This is a genomic window from Mesorhizobium sp. LSJC280B00 (assembly GCF_000502835.1).
In the GTDB taxonomy this organism is placed as follows: domain Bacteria; phylum Pseudomonadota; class Alphaproteobacteria; order Rhizobiales; family Rhizobiaceae; genus Mesorhizobium.
In genome coordinates this window covers 109,465-123,758 of sequence record NZ_AYVL01000012.1, presented here as the reverse complement: position 1 = coordinate 123,758, position 14,294 = coordinate 109,465, and the positions used below count along the sequence as shown (strand labels likewise).

14 protein-coding genes are annotated in these 14,294 nt (G+C 61.6%); 9 read left to right on the top strand and 5 right to left on the bottom strand.

Features of this window, described 5'->3' with window-relative positions; translation table 11 throughout:
- Nucleotides 1–59: 59 nt before the first annotated feature.
- The gene (locus X773_RS57495) at nt 60–1,037 is read right to left on the bottom strand and encodes a DUF2167 domain-containing protein (protein WP_156937360.1); all 978 of its coding nucleotides are present in this window, start codon (nt 1,035–1,037) and stop codon (nt 60–62) included.
- A 117-nt stretch (nt 1,038–1,154) separates the two neighbouring features.
- A complete protein-coding gene (locus tag X773_RS57490; RefSeq protein WP_023677448.1) occupies nt 1,155–2,606 on the bottom strand; it encodes a helix-turn-helix domain-containing protein in 1,452 nt (483 codons plus the stop codon).
- Between the two features lie 238 nt (nt 2,607–2,844).
- Between X773_RS57490 and aceA the strand changes: the two genes are divergently transcribed.
- Nucleotides 2,845–4,134, top strand: a complete 1,290-nt coding sequence (gene aceA / locus X773_RS57485; protein ID WP_023677447.1) for an isocitrate lyase — start codon at nt 2,845–2,847, stop codon at nt 4,132–4,134.
- Between the two features lie 70 nt (nt 4,135–4,204).
- Nucleotides 4,205–4,459, top strand: a complete 255-nt coding sequence (locus tag X773_RS57480; protein WP_023677446.1) for a hypothetical protein — start codon at nt 4,205–4,207, stop codon at nt 4,457–4,459.
- A gap of 53 nt (nt 4,460–4,512) precedes the next feature.
- Here the strand turns inward: X773_RS57480 and X773_RS57475 are convergent, their stop codons facing one another.
- A complete protein-coding gene (locus tag X773_RS57475) occupies nt 4,513–4,974 on the bottom strand; it encodes a RidA family protein (protein WP_023677445.1) in 462 nt (153 codons plus the stop codon).
- 430 nt (nt 4,975–5,404) lie between these two features.
- Between X773_RS57475 and X773_RS57470 the strand changes: the two genes are divergently transcribed.
- A complete protein-coding gene (locus X773_RS57470) occupies nt 5,405–5,794 on the top strand; it encodes a response regulator (protein WP_245274728.1) in 390 nt (129 codons plus the stop codon).
- Between the two features lie 32 nt (nt 5,795–5,826).
- On the opposite strand, the gene X773_RS57465 is transcribed toward X773_RS57470, so the two are convergent.
- The gene (locus X773_RS57465; protein ID WP_023677443.1) at nt 5,827–6,543 is read right to left on the bottom strand and encodes an HAD family hydrolase; all 717 of its coding nucleotides are present in this window, start codon (nt 6,541–6,543) and stop codon (nt 5,827–5,829) included.
- Nucleotides 6,544–6,711: 168 nt separating this feature from the next.
- On the opposite strand from X773_RS57465, the gene X773_RS57460 reads away from it, so the two are divergent.
- The 4 genes from X773_RS57460 to X773_RS57445 all read left to right on the top strand — a co-directional run bounded on the left by X773_RS57460 (nt 6,712) and on the right by X773_RS57445 (nt 11,040).
- A complete protein-coding gene (locus X773_RS57460; RefSeq protein WP_023677442.1) occupies nt 6,712–8,145 on the top strand; it encodes a glutamine synthetase family protein in 1,434 nt (477 codons plus the stop codon).
- A 74-nt stretch (nt 8,146–8,219) separates the two neighbouring features.
- On the top strand, nt 8,220–8,588 hold the full coding sequence (locus X773_RS57455) for a four helix bundle protein (RefSeq protein WP_023677441.1): 369 nt from the start codon (nt 8,220–8,222) through the stop codon (nt 8,586–8,588).
- 105 nt (nt 8,589–8,693) lie between these two features.
- Complete coding sequence (locus tag X773_RS57450; protein ID WP_023677440.1) at nt 8,694–9,980, top strand: FAD-binding oxidoreductase; 1,287 nt, start codon at nt 8,694–8,696, stop codon at nt 9,978–9,980.
- A gap of 259 nt (nt 9,981–10,239) precedes the next feature.
- Nucleotides 10,240–11,040, top strand: coding sequence for an SH3 domain-containing protein (locus tag X773_RS57445; protein ID WP_245274727.1), 801 nt, complete (start codon nt 10,240–10,242; stop codon nt 11,038–11,040).
- Between the two features lie 63 nt (nt 11,041–11,103).
- Here X773_RS57445 and X773_RS57440 read toward each other — a convergent pair whose 3' ends face one another.
- A complete protein-coding gene (locus X773_RS57440) occupies nt 11,104–11,850 on the bottom strand; it encodes an SDR family oxidoreductase (protein ID WP_023677438.1) in 747 nt (248 codons plus the stop codon).
- A gap of 273 nt (nt 11,851–12,123) precedes the next feature.
- Here X773_RS57440 and zwf point away from each other — a divergent pair, with 273 nt between their 5' ends.
- Nucleotides 12,124–13,593 carry a glucose-6-phosphate dehydrogenase gene (gene zwf / locus X773_RS57435; protein WP_023677437.1) on the top strand — a complete coding sequence of 490 codons (1,470 nt, stop codon included), beginning with the start codon at nt 12,124–12,126 and terminating at the stop codon, nt 13,591–13,593.
- Nucleotides 13,575–14,288 (top strand): 6-phosphogluconolactonase, encoded by a 714-nt coding sequence (gene pgl, locus X773_RS57430; protein WP_023677436.1) that lies wholly within the window; start codon nt 13,575–13,577, stop codon nt 14,286–14,288. The genes zwf and pgl overlap by 19 nt, the downstream gene beginning before the upstream one ends.
- Nucleotides 14,289–14,294 lie beyond the last annotated feature (6 nt).

Genomic DNA, 14,294 nt, shown 5'->3' with positions numbered 1-14,294 from the left:
TGATGAGGGCGCCTCGCCCCTCGCCCGGCGATGATCCGAGGCGACCTGTCGATGATGCGTTACGAGGTGCTCTTGTTGCCGCGGATAAAACGCCAGAGACCGGCCAGCGGAATCAGCAGGAGCAGGCCAAACTTTTTCAGCGCGATCAGCGCCACGAGCAAAAAACCTGCTTTCGCCGCCAGCTTGCCGGCAATCAGGCCACCGACGCCAATCGCCGCAACCGTATCGACGCCCGGCACGAAATCGGCGTATGTCTTGCCGGTATTGAAGTCCGCGAGGCCAAGCACTTCATCCAGGCTTTGCCTTATCTCCGGCAATTGTTCCACCGTCGCGATATAGCTCATCACGAAGACGCCCTCCCTGCCAAGGAAACGGACGTCGTAGTTGAGCGTATGGGCGGCATCGTTGCCAAATTGCAGCTCCTTGGCCCAGTGCAGGCGCTTGTGGGCCGCATCATAAACGGGCGGCGACGCCCAGCCGATCAGCGTAATGGGCGCATAGCCATCCTTTACCCTCTGATCGTTGCCGGACAGAGTGTCTGACTGCATGTTGCGCAGCAGTTCATTGTAATCGATGGACGCGGCGTCGCTGTCGTCGACGTAACCGATCTTTTCCCAGCGCAGCTCTATCCCCCAATTGTTGTCGGCAATGGGATCATGGGAGACTGGAAAGATCATGCCGAGGGCATCGGAACCAGAGTCGGGCGGATTGCCCCAGGCTTCGGTGAGGACGGAGAGCGTGTCCTTCTTGTCCAGAAAATAGAACTTGTCCTTGAGGTCGAGATGGATGCCTTCGGCAAGATTTATCGCGCCGGTCTTCGGATCGATCTTGTCCAGGAACGCCTTGCCGGCATCATTGTAGTGTTGATAGGAATTGAAGAAATCCGAGGACTTTTCAGCCAATGCGGGATCGGCCGAAAACGCGAGCGCCAAGCCAAGCCAAAAAACTGTCCTGCCCATCATTGATCCCCCGACCGTTGCGCAGTTCTTTTTTTGATACCGTACCGTCAATGCTGAATCAATATTCGGCTGAATCAATATTTTGGCTGAACCAATATTTTGGCCGGCAACCGCGAACCAGCTTACTGGTTGCCGCCGCAGGAACAGATGAGGTCCTTTGGTCGAAGATTCAGCCGCAATATTGCTGGAGCCGAATCACTGGAAATCGAACGCCGACAGTCCCGTGACCATCTCGTCGAGGCCGAGCGGGCGTGTAACGGGTGGCTCGGCGCGGGCGAGGCAGCCGATGCGTTCGCACAGCCGGCAGGCAGGGCCGACCGGCGTCGCCAGCGCAGCGGCGCTCTGTCCGGTCTTGCCGATGGCGGCCGGCCCCGGCAATGCCGCTCCATAGACGACCTCGTCGCGAAAACCGATGTCGCAGCCGAGCAGCAGCGCGGTGCGCCGCGGGCGCTCGGCAAACGAGCCCTGCGGCCCTTCGAGCGTGCGGGCCATGCAGAGGAACGCCGCGCCGTCGGGCATTTCCACTGCCTCGACCAGGATCTGGCCGGGCTGGGCGAAGGCGGCATGGACCGGCAGCTTCGGACAGCCGCCGCCGAAGCGGCTTTGCGGAAAGCCGTGGCTGCCCGCCTTGCGGAACCGATTGCCGGCACTGTCGACCTCGAGCATGAAGAACGGCACACCCGACGCACCCGGCCGCTGCAGCGTGGTCAGCCGGTTCGCCGCCTGCTCGAAGGAAACGCCGAAGCGCGACCGCAACATGTCTATATCGTAGCGGGTGCGGACCGCAGCGGCGTGAAAAGGCTGATAGGGCATCATCAGAGCGTGCGCGGCATAGCGGCCGAGCTCGAAACGCGCCAGCCGGCGGGCTTCGTCCGTGGTCAGCTTCAGCGCCTGGATCTCGGCGGCGACAGCGACGCTCATGCGGATCAGGCAGGCCTCCATAGCCACCTCGCGCAGCTGATCGAATGGCGACAGGCGCTCGGACAGGAACAGGCGTTGCGAGTGACGGTCATAGCGACGCCGCCAGTTGGGCATGGTAGCGACCGGCAGTACCTTAACGACGATGCCGAATTCACGCCGCAGCCAAACCTTCAACGCACTGAACAGATCGTCGCCAGGATCGAGCACCGACGTGAATGCCTCGGCTTCCTCTTCGAGCGCGGCAAAATGGTTCGGCCGGCGTTCGAAAATCTCATGCACCTCGTCGATCGGCAGCCGGGCACCGGAGAGTGCGGTGGCCTTGCCCTCACGCGCGAGCAGCTCGTTGAGATCCGACAATCGCTCGGCCTGCTCGCGATAGGCGCGAAACAGTTTTATCACAGCGGCGGAAGCGTTGGGCGCCGCCTCGGCAAGCTCGATGAGTTCCTGGTCGCCCGGCAGTTCGCCGGCCAGCAACGGATCTGAAAACACTTCCTTCAAATCGGCGACCGATCCCCGCGCCTCGCCCTGCAGTTCGTGCGGGTCAACCTTGTAGACGGATGCCAGCCTCAGGATCAGTTGCACCGTCAGCGGCCGCTGGTTGCGCTCGATGAGATTGAGATAGGACGGCGAGATGCCGAGCCCTTCGGCCATCGCCGTCTGGGTCAGCCCCTTGGCGTTGCGGATGCGACGAATGCGCGGCCCGGCAAAGATTTTGTGGTCGGCCAATCGAGTTTCCTTGACAGAAATTTACATCCGCCGATGGCATGGCTGCCTTTACAATCATGACAGATTTACAGCTCTCATCAGTCAAACACAACACAGGTTTTCCCTTATTTTATGACTGATCAGGAGGTTTACCTCGCTTGCGTCGTGCCGACGTGTAAATGGTGTCACACATATGGCGCACATATTTTCCCTCTGCGACGCCTTCCTAAACCGGCATCAAAACCGCCTGGAGTGATCAATGACCGACTTTTACAACCTCGTCCCGTCGGCGCCGCAAGGCCGCTTTGATGGCATCGAAAGGCCCTATTCGCCGGACGACGTGAAGCGGCTGCGCGGCTCGGTGCAGATCCGGCAGAGCCTCGCCGAAATGGGGGCAAACCGGCTGTGGCAGCTCATCCATGAAGAGGATTTCGTCAACGCGCTGGGTGCCATGTCGGGCAACCAGGCGATGCAGCAGGTGCGGGCCGGGCTGAAAGCGATCTATCTGTCAGGATGGCAGGTCGCCGCCGATGCCAACACCGCTTCCGCCATGTACCCGGACCAGTCGCTTTATCCCGCAAATGCCGCGCCCGAACTGGTCAAGCGCATAAACCGCACCTTACAGCGCGCCGACCAGATCGAGACTTCGGAAGGCAACGGGCTGTCGGTCGACACCTGGTTCGCGCCGATCGTCGCCGACGCGGAAGCCGGCTTCGGCGGGCCGCTCAACGCCTTCGAGATCATGAAGGCGTTCATCGAGGCGGGTGCGGCCGGCGTCCATTACGAGGACCAGCTGGCTTCGGAAAAGAAATGCGGTCATCTCGGCGGCAAGGTACTGATCCCGACCGCCGCACACATCCGCAACCTCAACGCCGCGCGGCTTGCCGCCGACGTCATGGGCACGCCGACGCTGGTCGTGGCGCGCACCGACGCTGAAGCGGCAAAGCTCTTGACCTCCGACATCGACGAATGCGACCGGCCCTTCGTCGATTATGGCGCCGGCCGCACGGCGGAGGGCTTCTACCATGTCAGCAACGGCATCGAGCCCTGCATCGCCCGCGCCGTCGCCTATGCGCCCTATGCGGACCTGATCTGGTGCGAGACTTCCAAGCCCGATCTGGCGCAGGCCAGGACGTTTGCCGAGGGTGTGCGCAAGCACCATCCGGGCAAGCTGCTTGCCTATAATTGCTCGCCGTCTTTCAACTGGAAGAAGAATCTCGACGACGCGACGATTGCGAACTTCCAGAAGGAACTCGGCGCCATGGGTTACAAGTTCCAGTTCATTACGCTGGCAGGTTTCCACCAGCTCAACTTCGGCATGTTCGAGCTCGCCCGCGGCTACAAGGAGCGGCAGATGGCCGCCTATTCGGAACTGCAGCAGGCGGAATTCGCCGCGGAAGCCAATGGCTATACCGCCAGCAAGCACCAGCGCGAGGTCGGCACCGGCTATTTCGATGCCGTCTCGATGGCGATCACCGGTGGCCAGTCTTCGACCACGGCCATGCAGGGATCGACCGAGCGCGCCCAATTCAGGCCGGCGGCGGAATAGCAGACAAACAGAGGGAACGCCCAAACGGGCATGGCAACACAACAGTCATGGCAACACAGGGAGAAGACCAATGGCTTCGATAAGCCGCGTCAAGGAACGGGCCGAAGAGCAGGCCACCAGCATGAATGTCGACCAGCAGGCGACCATCCGCATGCTGGCGAACGATCTGCACAGGCTCAATCAGTCGGTGATGAAGGCGGTCGAGGCAGGCGTCTCGGTCGAACTGGTGCGCTCGGCACGACACCATGGCGGCGACGGCAACTGGGGCGATCTGCTGATCCCGGTCATCGTCACACAGCGGAGCCACGACAGACAAACTCGATAGCACCGCGCCTCTTTTGAGCGCATGCTATCGCACCTTGCAGGCCGCGGCTTTGCCTAATCCGGCAGAGCCGCTAATGCAACGATTTCAATGACAAGATCAGGCTGCGCAAGCGCTGCAACGCCAATAACTTCCGAGGGCGGCGGGTTGTTGTAGCTGCAGTGCTTCGGGCAGTGCACGGCAAAGAATTCGTCCAAGACGTCCAAGCGAAAATTGGGCGAGCTCAGCACGCCGCCATCTGGAAATGGCCCCTTAACAAAGAAGGTCAGCCGGATGAGATGCTCGAGCGCACTGCCAAGCTCCTCCAGATCTGATTTGATATTGGTGAGAATTGCGCGCCACTGTGCCGCTGCATCGCCAATGGCGGCGCCGCCGCTTTTGCCGATCGGATCGTAGTCCTCGGCCGTCGCGGTGTTTCCGGAAAGGTAGATAAACCCCTTTGCGCCGGTAACGATCGTACCCTTTCCCCATGGCATCAACCGGCCATTTTTGAATTTCTTGTGAGTCACGAGTTCCATCGTCATCTCCCGTCGGTCAAAGAGACGTGCTTAGCCAACGAGGAAGGGTAGTTCGGCGAGGCGATACGACAAGCTCGCGACAGGCCTGACTCGCCTTCGTCCAACCTTACGTCAACCCGGCTACGGCTGCGAGTTGGTGCGTTCGCGCTGCAAAGCCAAACTTAGCTGAGCCTGCCCGGTTGTGGTGGCAACTTCTTCTTCGGGCGGCGGCAAAGAAAAGCACTTAATTTTAATTTTAATGTTTCTTGCGATATTCTCCTGATACGCCATTTGAGCTTGACATGAGCAGTGATCTCACGCCAATTACCTCTCGAGTTTCAACCCTGCATTGAAACATTGAACAACGGCCTGCCCCGCCATGTGCCCAGCGAATCGCGATATCGAGACTGCAAAACAGCTGCCTTTCGTTAGCCGGGACATGGAGACGCGGATGCTCCCGGATTTCTCGCGGGTGCTGGTGGTCGGAAAATCACCGATCAACCGCGTCGTGGTTTCAAAAATCGTGGAGCGGTCCGGCCTCAAACCGATCTCGGAAACTCCCGAAACCGCGGCAAAGGCCTTGCACGCGCTGATTCCCGGGACTGTCGTTCTCGACGGCGGTGCGGAGAATGGGGACTGCGACGCCTTGCTGTCGGGTATCGATGCACTGCGAAGGGCGTCAGGCAGATCGCTTCCGTCGGTGATCCTGCTTTCAGTCAAGACCGGCACGCCGGAGAGCCTGGGCCTGTCCAGCGTCATCGATGCAGTGGTCGTCAAGCCGATCACCACCGAACGGCTGCAGCCGGTGATCGACCGGCTGATCGCAATTAGCCGCAATTGACGCCTACCGTGATGCCTCGGCTGCAGACCTGATCAATCAATCTCGCCGATACGCTCGATCAAGCCCGGCAGTTCACCGAGATTGGCTATCTGGCGAAAGCGTGGTGCCGAGACCGGCGGCTCGACATGTTCCAGCACCCAGGTCAGATCATGCGGAACGTGGATGCCCCAACTGCCGGCTTCGATGGCCGGCACGACGTCCGATTTGAGCGAGTTGCCGACCATCATACCCTTTTCCGGGCCGTCGCCGTGGCGGCTGAAGATGCGGCTATAGGTGGCCGCGCTCTTGTCGCTGACGATCTCGACGGCATCAAACAGCTCGCCCAGCCCGGATTGCGCGAGCTTGCGTTCCTGGTCGAACAGGTCGCCCTTGGTGATCAGCACCAGGCGGTAGGCGCCGGCCAGCTTTTCCACGGTTTCGCGCGCATGCGGAAGCGGCTCGATCGGATGGCTGAGCATCTCGCGGCCCGCGGCGAGAATTTCGGCGATAGTCGAGGCCCGCACCTGGCCGTTGGTGACCTCAATCGCCGTCTCGATCATCGACAGCGTGAACCCCTTGATGCCGAAGCCGTAGACCGCGAGGTTGCGCTTCTCGGCCTCCAGCAATCTTGCTGAAATCCGGTCCTCCTCGGCGTGATCGGCGAGCAGTGCGGCAAAGCGCTTCTCGGTCACGCGGAAGAACTGTTCGTTCTGCCACAGCGTGTCATCGGCGTCGAAGCCGATCGTCGTCAGTTTGCGGCTGTGTTGCATGGGGACCATTAATTGCAGCGTTGCGGGAGGCCGACCCTAGACCAGGAGGCTTTTATCCGGAAGTCGTTGTGTTCCCCCGGTTAATCGAGGCGGACGCCAGCCGGCTCCCCTTCCCTTTCGTCGCCGGCAACGGCTATACTCCACAATCTGCAACAAATCTGGTGATTGATGCCGCCTGCAAAAAAGGAAGTCCGTCCGTCGAGCCGCGGAGGACGCGCCCGCACGCCTGCCTTCGTGAAAAACCAACGTGGCGTCAAGAACTGGAAGGAAGTCAGCGCCTGGCTGGAATGGCGCGGCATCGAAGATATCGAATGCATCACACCCGACCAGGCCGGGGTTGCGCGCGGCAAGATGATGCCATCGAAGAAGTTCACCTCCAACACCTCGCTGGCGCTGCCTTCGGCGGTGTTCATGACAACGATTTCCGGCGGCTATCCGGAGGACGGCAACGGCTTCCACTATCCGGAGGACGACGGCGACCTCAAGCTGATGCCTGACCTCTCGACGCTGACGGTGGTGCCGTGGGAGGAGGACCCTACCGCGGCGGTTATCTGCGACCTCGTCCACCAGGACGGCCGCTCGGTCGAGTTCACGCCGCGCAACGTGCTGAAGCGCGTGCTTGCCGCCTATGACAAGCGTGGGCTGAGGCCGGTCGTGGCACCCGAGATCGAGTTCTACCTGGTGCGCAAGAACCCCGATCCGGACTATCCGCTGACCCCGCCAGTAGGTCGATCGGGGCGGCCGATCGGCGGCGGCGCCGGCTATTCGATTGCCGGGGTTAACGAATTCGACGAATTGATCGACGACATCTACCATTTCTCCGAAAGCCAGGGCCTGGAGATCGACACGCTGATCCACGAGGAGGGCGCCGGCCAGCTCGAAATCAATCTGCGTCACGGCGATCCGATCGAGCTCGCCGACCAGGTGTTCATGTTCAAGCGAACCATCCGCGAGGCGGCGCTCAAGCACGAGATCTACGCCACGTTTATGGCCAAGCCGATCCAAGGGCAGCCCGGTTCGGCCATGCATATCCATCAGTCGATCATCGACAAGAAGACCGGCAAGAACGTCTTTTCGGCGGAGGACGGCTCGGAGACCGACGCCTTCTTCCACTTCATCGGCGGCATGCAGAAACATGTGCCCAACGCGCTGGTAATGTTTGCACCCTATGTCAATTCCTACCGGCGGCTGACGCAGTCGGCCTCGGCGCCGGTCAACAACAAATGGGGCTACGACAACCGTACCACGGCCTTCCGTGTGCCCCGCTCCGACCCGGCGGCGCGGCGCGTCGAAAACCGCATCCCCTCCTCCGACGCCAACCCCTATCTGGCGCTGGCGGCATCGCTTGCCTGCGGACTGATCGGCATGACCAACAAGATCAAGGCCGAGCCGCCGGTTCTGACGACCGCCAACGAGGACCAGATCGACCTGCCGCGCAGCCTGCTCGAAGCCGTCGACCTGTTCGAGGCAGACGAAGAACTCGGCGCGCTGCTCGGCAAGTCATTTGCCGCCACCTATGCGGCGATCAAGCGAGCGGAATTCGAGACCTTCATGGAAGTGATCAGCCCGTGGGAGAGGGAGTATTTGCTGCTGAATGTGTAGTAGGGGAGTAGGGGAGTAGGGGAGTAGGGGAGTAGGGGAGTAGGGCAATATGGCAGTAGGGCAGTAGGGCAAGGATGACGGACAAGATCGCATCGTACAGGGATCTGATCGTTTGGCAGCAAGCCATGGACCTAACAGTTGCAATCTACCAAGTAACAAGGACTTGGCCGAAAGACGAGATCTACGGGCTGACGAGTCAGGTGCGTCGGGCAGCAACGTCGGTGCCCGCCAACATCGCCGAGGGTTACGGCCGAGAAAGCCGAGCTTCCTACCAGCAGTTTCTCAGGATCGCCCAGGGATCACTCAAGGAACTGGAGACACACCTTTTAATCGCGCAAAGGGTTGGAATTACCTCTCGCGAGGCGGTCGAGTCATTGATGCCCCACAGCGAGAGCGTAGGAAAGCTCTTGCGGCTTCTGATCCGCAAGCTGTCGGCTGAATAGACACCTACTGCCCTACTGCCCTACTGCCCTACTGCCCTACTGCCCTACTGCCCTACTGCCCTACTGCCCTACTGCCCTACTGCCCTACTGCCCTAGCCGAGCATCATGACTTACCAATCCCCAATCTCCCCCGGCCGCTCCTGGTACGAAGACACGGCCGGGCCAAGGCCCGAATATCCGACGCTCGACGGCGACCGGACATGCGATGTCGTGATTGTCGGCGGCGGCTTTACCGGTCTGTCGGCGGCGGCTCATCTCGCCAAGACAGGCGCGGATGTCGTGCTTATCGAAACGCATCGTTTCGGTGACGGCGCATCGGGCCGCAATGGTGGCCAGCTCGGCACCGGACAACGGGCCTGGGCAGAGGAACTGGAAGCGGAATACGGCTTTTCCCGCGCCAAGGCGCTGTTCGACCTGGCCGAAGAGGCCAAGGCGCATCTCCTCGACTTCGCCGCGATGCACCAGATCGAGATCGACTATATGCCCGGCCAGATGTCGGTGGCGCACAAGAAGCGCTATGTCGACGACTACAAGGCGCATGCCGAGATCGTGGCGAGCCGTTTCGGCTATCCGCACATCTCATTCATGGATGCCGCAGAGACAGCCGAGCGGCTGGGCTCGACGCATTATTTCGGCGGCACCCGCGACACCGGCACCGGCCACATCCATCCGCTGAAACTGGTCATCGGCACCGCAAAGGTGGCGGCAGAGGCCGGCGCAAAGCTATTCGAGCAGACGTCATCAACCGGCATCACCTCCGGCGGCGGCAAGGTCAGGGTTGTGACGCCGAAGGGCACGATCGCCGCCGCTAAATGCCTGATCGGGGTCAATGCCTATGGCGGCACGCTCGAACCGGTGAGTGCCGCGCATATCATGCCGATCGGCTCGTTCATCGGCGCGACGGTACCGCTGGGAGCCGATTCCAAAGTGTTGCCAGGTGGCGAGGCGGTCGACGATTCGCGCTTCGTCGTGCGCTATTTCCGCAAATCGAAGGATGGGCGGCTGCTGTTTGGCGGGCGCGAGATCTATGCGGTCAACGATCCCAAGGACATCCACATCCACATCCGCCGGCAGATTGCCGAGATTTATCCGGCACTGAAGGACGTCGAGATCACCCATGGCTGGGGCGGCTATGTCGGCATCACCATGCCGAGAAAGCCGTTCGTGCGCGAAGTGATGCCCAATGTGACCTCGATCGGCGGTTATTCCGGCCACGGCGTCATGCTGTCGAACTTTTTCGGCAAGCTTTATGCCGAGACGGTCGCCGGCAACCGCGACCGGCTGAAGCTGATCGAGGACCTGAAAATTCCACCCTTCCCCGGCGGCCGGCGTTTGCGCGCGCCACTGCTCTTTCTTGCGCTCAACTGGTACGCGTTGCGGGACAGGATTTAACCAGACGTTGCAGAATCCTTAACCAGGGCGCAGAATTCCAGCCAAGGGCGCAGTGATGCCACAATCGCGGGCGAAAGATGATGCTCGTGGGCAGCTGAACGGGGAATTTTTGCGGGCCTGCCCGCTTTTGGTTTGGGACCGATGCCGATCGAAATGCCGGCTCTCCGGCATGGGTCGTAAGAACATCGGCCCGCAAATGGAGGTGGCAAGTGTGAGAGAGCCCTTCAGTTTCGGCGCGCCGGAACGACGGCGCCTTGCGATGCAATTCGGTTACGATATGCGGCCGACGTTCTGGCACGGGGTCCGGTCGAACGCGCATCTGGTGATAGCCGCGCTTGGCACGGCCGCACTGCTCGGCGTTGCCGCGGTGGCACTGTGGCTGGCATTGCCGGCAAATGAGCGACAAGCGGCCGCAAGTCCTGAGCAGATCGTTCCGACCATCCCGGTCAAGACGACGAAGATCATGCCTGCCAAGCTTGCTGCGGCGCCGCGGACGACGGGCAAGGCAGATGCGGTTTCCCCAGCGGTGGCCGCAGCGGAAGCCGAGATACCAGCGCTGGCTCCCAACGATCCGCGCTGGACGGGGCCAAAGACGGCATCGGCCGCCGCCACGGCAGCATCCGACCAGCTGGCAAGCCAGACCGAGCAGGCGACCGATAAATCGTCTGCTTCGGTGGCATTCGCCGACCCGGCAGCAAAACCCGACGCTGCGGCATTGTTTGCCAAGGTCGCGGCTCCCGGCAGCTCGACGAAAAACAGCGGGCCCGATGGCGCGCAGACCGCCGCCATCCCAACGCCCAAGCCGCAACTGCCGACGCAGACCGCGAGCGAAGACGACAACAGCACCAAGGCAAAATCCGGAAAAGCCAATACTGCCGGTACCGGACACATCCTGAGATCCGTCACCATGCGCACCGGCCCAAAAAAGAATGCGGCCGCCATTCTCACCGTGCCGGCCAAGACATCGGTGCAAGTGATGAGCTGCAAGCAATGGTGCCAGATCGTCTACAACGGCAAGCGCGGCTGGATCTACAAGAGCTACGTCAAAACCGGGGCGTAGGGCCGGCAGAGCGATTGCGGGTCGCTCGCCATCAGCCGGTCCTCCGCCGGATAACCGGACCGTTCAAATACAACGCCCGCCGTCGACTTCCAGCGCCACGCCGGTGATGAAAGCCGCCTCGTCCGAAGCGAGCCAAAGCGCGGCATTGGCTATGTCGAGCGGCGTCGAAAGCCGGCCGAGCGGGATCGACGCGCGGAACTTCTCGCGGATCTCGGGTGTGTCGGCGCCCATGAATTTCGCGAGCATGCCGGTCTCGCCGGCAACTGGGCAGAGGCAGTTGACGCGGATGTTCTTCGGCGCGAGTTCCACCGCCATCGATTTGGTCGCGGTGATCGCCCAGCCCTTCGATGCATTGTACCAGGTGAGGCCGGGCCGCGGCCTGATACCGGCCGTGGAGGCCGTCGTCAGGATGACGCCACCGCCCTGCCGTTCCATGACCGGCACCACGGCAAGCGCTGCGTGGTAGATCGCCTTCATGTTGACTGATGTGATCAGGTCGAAGGTCGCTTCGTCGACTTCCAGCATGTCACCGTTGCGATGGGTGTAACCGGCATTGTTGACCATGATGTCGATGCGGCCGAAGGCGCTCATTGCGGCATGGACCATGTCGTCGAATTCGGACCGCAGCGAAACGTCGGTCTGGGTCCAGATCGCCTTTTCGCCGATCTCGCCGGCAACGCGCTCTGCGCCCTTGGCGTTCAGATCGGCGACGACTACGCGCGCGCCCTCCTCGGCAAAGCGCCTGGCCATGCCCTCGCCAAAGCCCGAGGCAGCGCCAGTGATGATGGCGACCTTGTTTTTGAGGCGCATGCTTTTCTCACTCATCGTTGAAAGCGATCGATGACGCGTTTGGCCAGGCCATCGAAAGATGTGCGTCCATTGCCGATTTCTCCTTTGGCTTTCGCCTTGATCCCGCTCTATGCTGCACCTGCGAACGCTCCCGGAAGCATCGCTTGCCGACAAGCCGCCGGCCAGCGCCGGTGTCAAGAGCACACGCGGATGTGACGCAATGGCACTGGCAAGTTTAAATCGATTAGATTATATCAGCCGCGTTATCGCGACCGGCGTCAGAGCGGACAGACCATGACCAGCCAGATCATTCCCGTCGACCCTTTCGACTTCATCATTTTCGGCGGCACCGGCGACCTGTCGGAACGCAAGCTTCTGCCGTCGCTATACTACCGCCAGCGCGACCACCAGTTTTCCGAGCCGACGCGCATCATCGGCACATCGCGTTCGAAGATGACAGACGAGGAGTTCCAGTCTTTCGCCAGGCAGGCGATTGCCGACCACGTGAAGCCGGAAGATATCGACGCCACGGAACTGAAGACGTTCCTCGCACGGCTTTCCTATGTCCCGGCAGATGCAACCACAGGTGCCGGCTTCGACAGGCTGAAGAAGGCGATCGGCGACAGCGAACACATCCGCGCTTTCTATCTGGCGGTGGCGCCGGCACTGTTCGGCGACATCTCGCACAAGCTGAAGGAGCACGGGCTGATCACGCCGAATTCGCGCATCGTGCTGGAAAAGCCGATCGGCCGCGATCTAGCTTCGGCGCGCGCGCTCAACGACCTGGTCGGCGACGACTTCCATGAAAGCCAGATTTTCCGCATCGATCACTATCTCGGCAAGGAGACGGTCCAGAATTTGATGGCGCTGCGCTTTGCCAACGCGCTCTACGAGCCGCTTTGGAATTCCGCCAATGTCGATCATGTGCAGATCACCGTGGCCGAGACAGTCGGCCTGGAAGACCGCGTCACTTATTACGACAAGGCCGGCGCATTGCGCGACATGGTGCAGAACCACATGCTGCAACTGCTCTGCCTCGTCGCCATGGAGGCGCCGTCGTCGATGGACGCCGATGCCGTCCGTGACGAAAAGCTGAAGGTGCTGCGGGCGCTGAAGCGCATCAACGGCAACGAAGCGCCGAAGCACACGGTGCGCGGACAATACCGTGCCGGCGCCTCGGCCGGCGGGCCGGTGAAAGGCTATGTCGAGGAGCTCGGCAAGTACAGCAACACCGAGACTTTCGTTGCGCTCAAAGCCGAGATCGGCAACTGGCGCTGGGCGGGCGTGCCGTTCTATCTCCGGACCGGCAAGCGGCTGGCGACGCGCGTTTCGGAGATCGTCATCGAATTCAAGCCGATCCCGCATTCGATCTTCGGCGAGAGCGCCGGGCCGATCTCCGCCAACCAGCTGGTCATCAGGCTGCAGCCCGACGAGGGCGTCAAGCAGTTCATCATGATCAAGGATCCGGGGCCGGGCGGCATGCGGCTGCGCCAGATTCCGCTCGACATGAGTTTTGCGCAATCCTTCGACGGCCGCGCCCCCGATGCCTATGAGCGGCTGATCATGGACGTCATCCGTGGCAACCAGACGCTGTTCATGCGCCGCGACGAGGTCGAGGCGGCGTGGAAATGGATCGACCCGATCCAGGACGCCTGGGAAAGCGGCAGGCAAGAGGCGCAAGGCTACACCGCCGGCACATGGGGCCCCTCGGCCTCGATTGCGCTGATCGAACGCGACGGGCGGACATGGCACGAGAGCAATTAGGCGGCGCCTACAACTGGCACGAATTTGCCGGACGCCAGGAGTTGGCGACAGCGCTTGCCGGCCACGTCGCCGGCCGTCTCTCAAAGGCGATCGCCGAGCGCGGCATGGCGCTGCTTGCGGTCTCGGGCGGCACGACGCCGGCGAAATTCTTCGCGGCGCTTTCGACCGTTCCGATCGCCTGGGAAAAGGTGACGATAACATTGGTCGACGAGCGCTTCGTGCCGCCCTCATCGCCGCGCTCCAATGCCGGCCTGGTTGCCGCCAACCTGCTGCAGAACGCGGCCGCCGCCGCGAATTTCGTGCCGCTCTACCACGCCGCGGCAACGATCGAGGGTGCAGCGGTCTCCGACAGTGAGGCGCTGCAAGTGCTGCCCTGGCCACTCGACGTTGTTGTGCTCGGCATGGGAACTGATGGCCACACCGCCTCGTTCTTTCCGGATGCCGACAACCTGGCAAGATTGCTCGATCCGTCGTCGCAAAAGATCGTGCTTCCGGTTCACGCGGCAAGCGCCGGCGAGCCACGGCTGACGCTATCACTGGCGCGGATCATCAATGCCGCCTTCATCGCGCTGCATATCGAGGGCGCGGAAAAACGCACCGCATTCGAGGCCGCGCTTGGAACTGGAGCACGAAAGCCCATTCGCGCCGTGCTCGATGCCACTCAAAAGCCCGTAGAGGTTTTCTGGGCACCCTGATCTCAA

Excerpts from the sequence above, each read along its gene's own strand:
- aceA (WP_023677447.1), top strand. The coding sequence starts at position 2,845 with ATGACCGACTTTTACAACCTCGTCCCGTCGGCGCCGCAAGGCCGCTTT.
- X773_RS57480 (WP_023677446.1), top strand. The coding sequence starts at position 4,205 with ATGGCTTCGATAAGCCGCGTCAAGGAACGGGCCGAAGAGCAGGCCACC.
- X773_RS57475 (WP_023677445.1), bottom strand. The coding sequence starts at position 4,974 with ATGGAACTCGTGACTCACAAGAAATTCAAAAATGGCCGGTTGATGCCA.
- X773_RS57470 (WP_245274728.1), top strand. The coding sequence starts at position 5,405 with ATGCTCCCGGATTTCTCGCGGGTGCTGGTGGTCGGAAAATCACCGATC.
- X773_RS57465 (WP_023677443.1), bottom strand. The coding sequence starts at position 6,543 with ATGCAACACAGCCGCAAACTGACGACGATCGGCTTCGACGCCGATGAC.
- X773_RS57460 (WP_023677442.1), top strand. The coding sequence starts at position 6,712 with ATGCCGCCTGCAAAAAAGGAAGTCCGTCCGTCGAGCCGCGGAGGACGC.
- X773_RS57455 (WP_023677441.1), top strand. The coding sequence starts at position 8,220 with ATGACGGACAAGATCGCATCGTACAGGGATCTGATCGTTTGGCAGCAA.
- X773_RS57450 (WP_023677440.1), top strand. The coding sequence starts at position 8,694 with ATGACTTACCAATCCCCAATCTCCCCCGGCCGCTCCTGGTACGAAGAC.
- X773_RS57445 (WP_245274727.1), top strand. The coding sequence starts at position 10,240 with ATGCAATTCGGTTACGATATGCGGCCGACGTTCTGGCACGGGGTCCGG.
- X773_RS57440 (WP_023677438.1), bottom strand. The coding sequence starts at position 11,850 with ATGCGCCTCAAAAACAAGGTCGCCATCATCACTGGCGCTGCCTCGGGC.
- zwf (WP_023677437.1), top strand. The coding sequence starts at position 12,124 with ATGACCAGCCAGATCATTCCCGTCGACCCTTTCGACTTCATCATTTTC.
- pgl (WP_023677436.1), top strand. The coding sequence starts at position 13,575 with ATGGCACGAGAGCAATTAGGCGGCGCCTACAACTGGCACGAATTTGCC.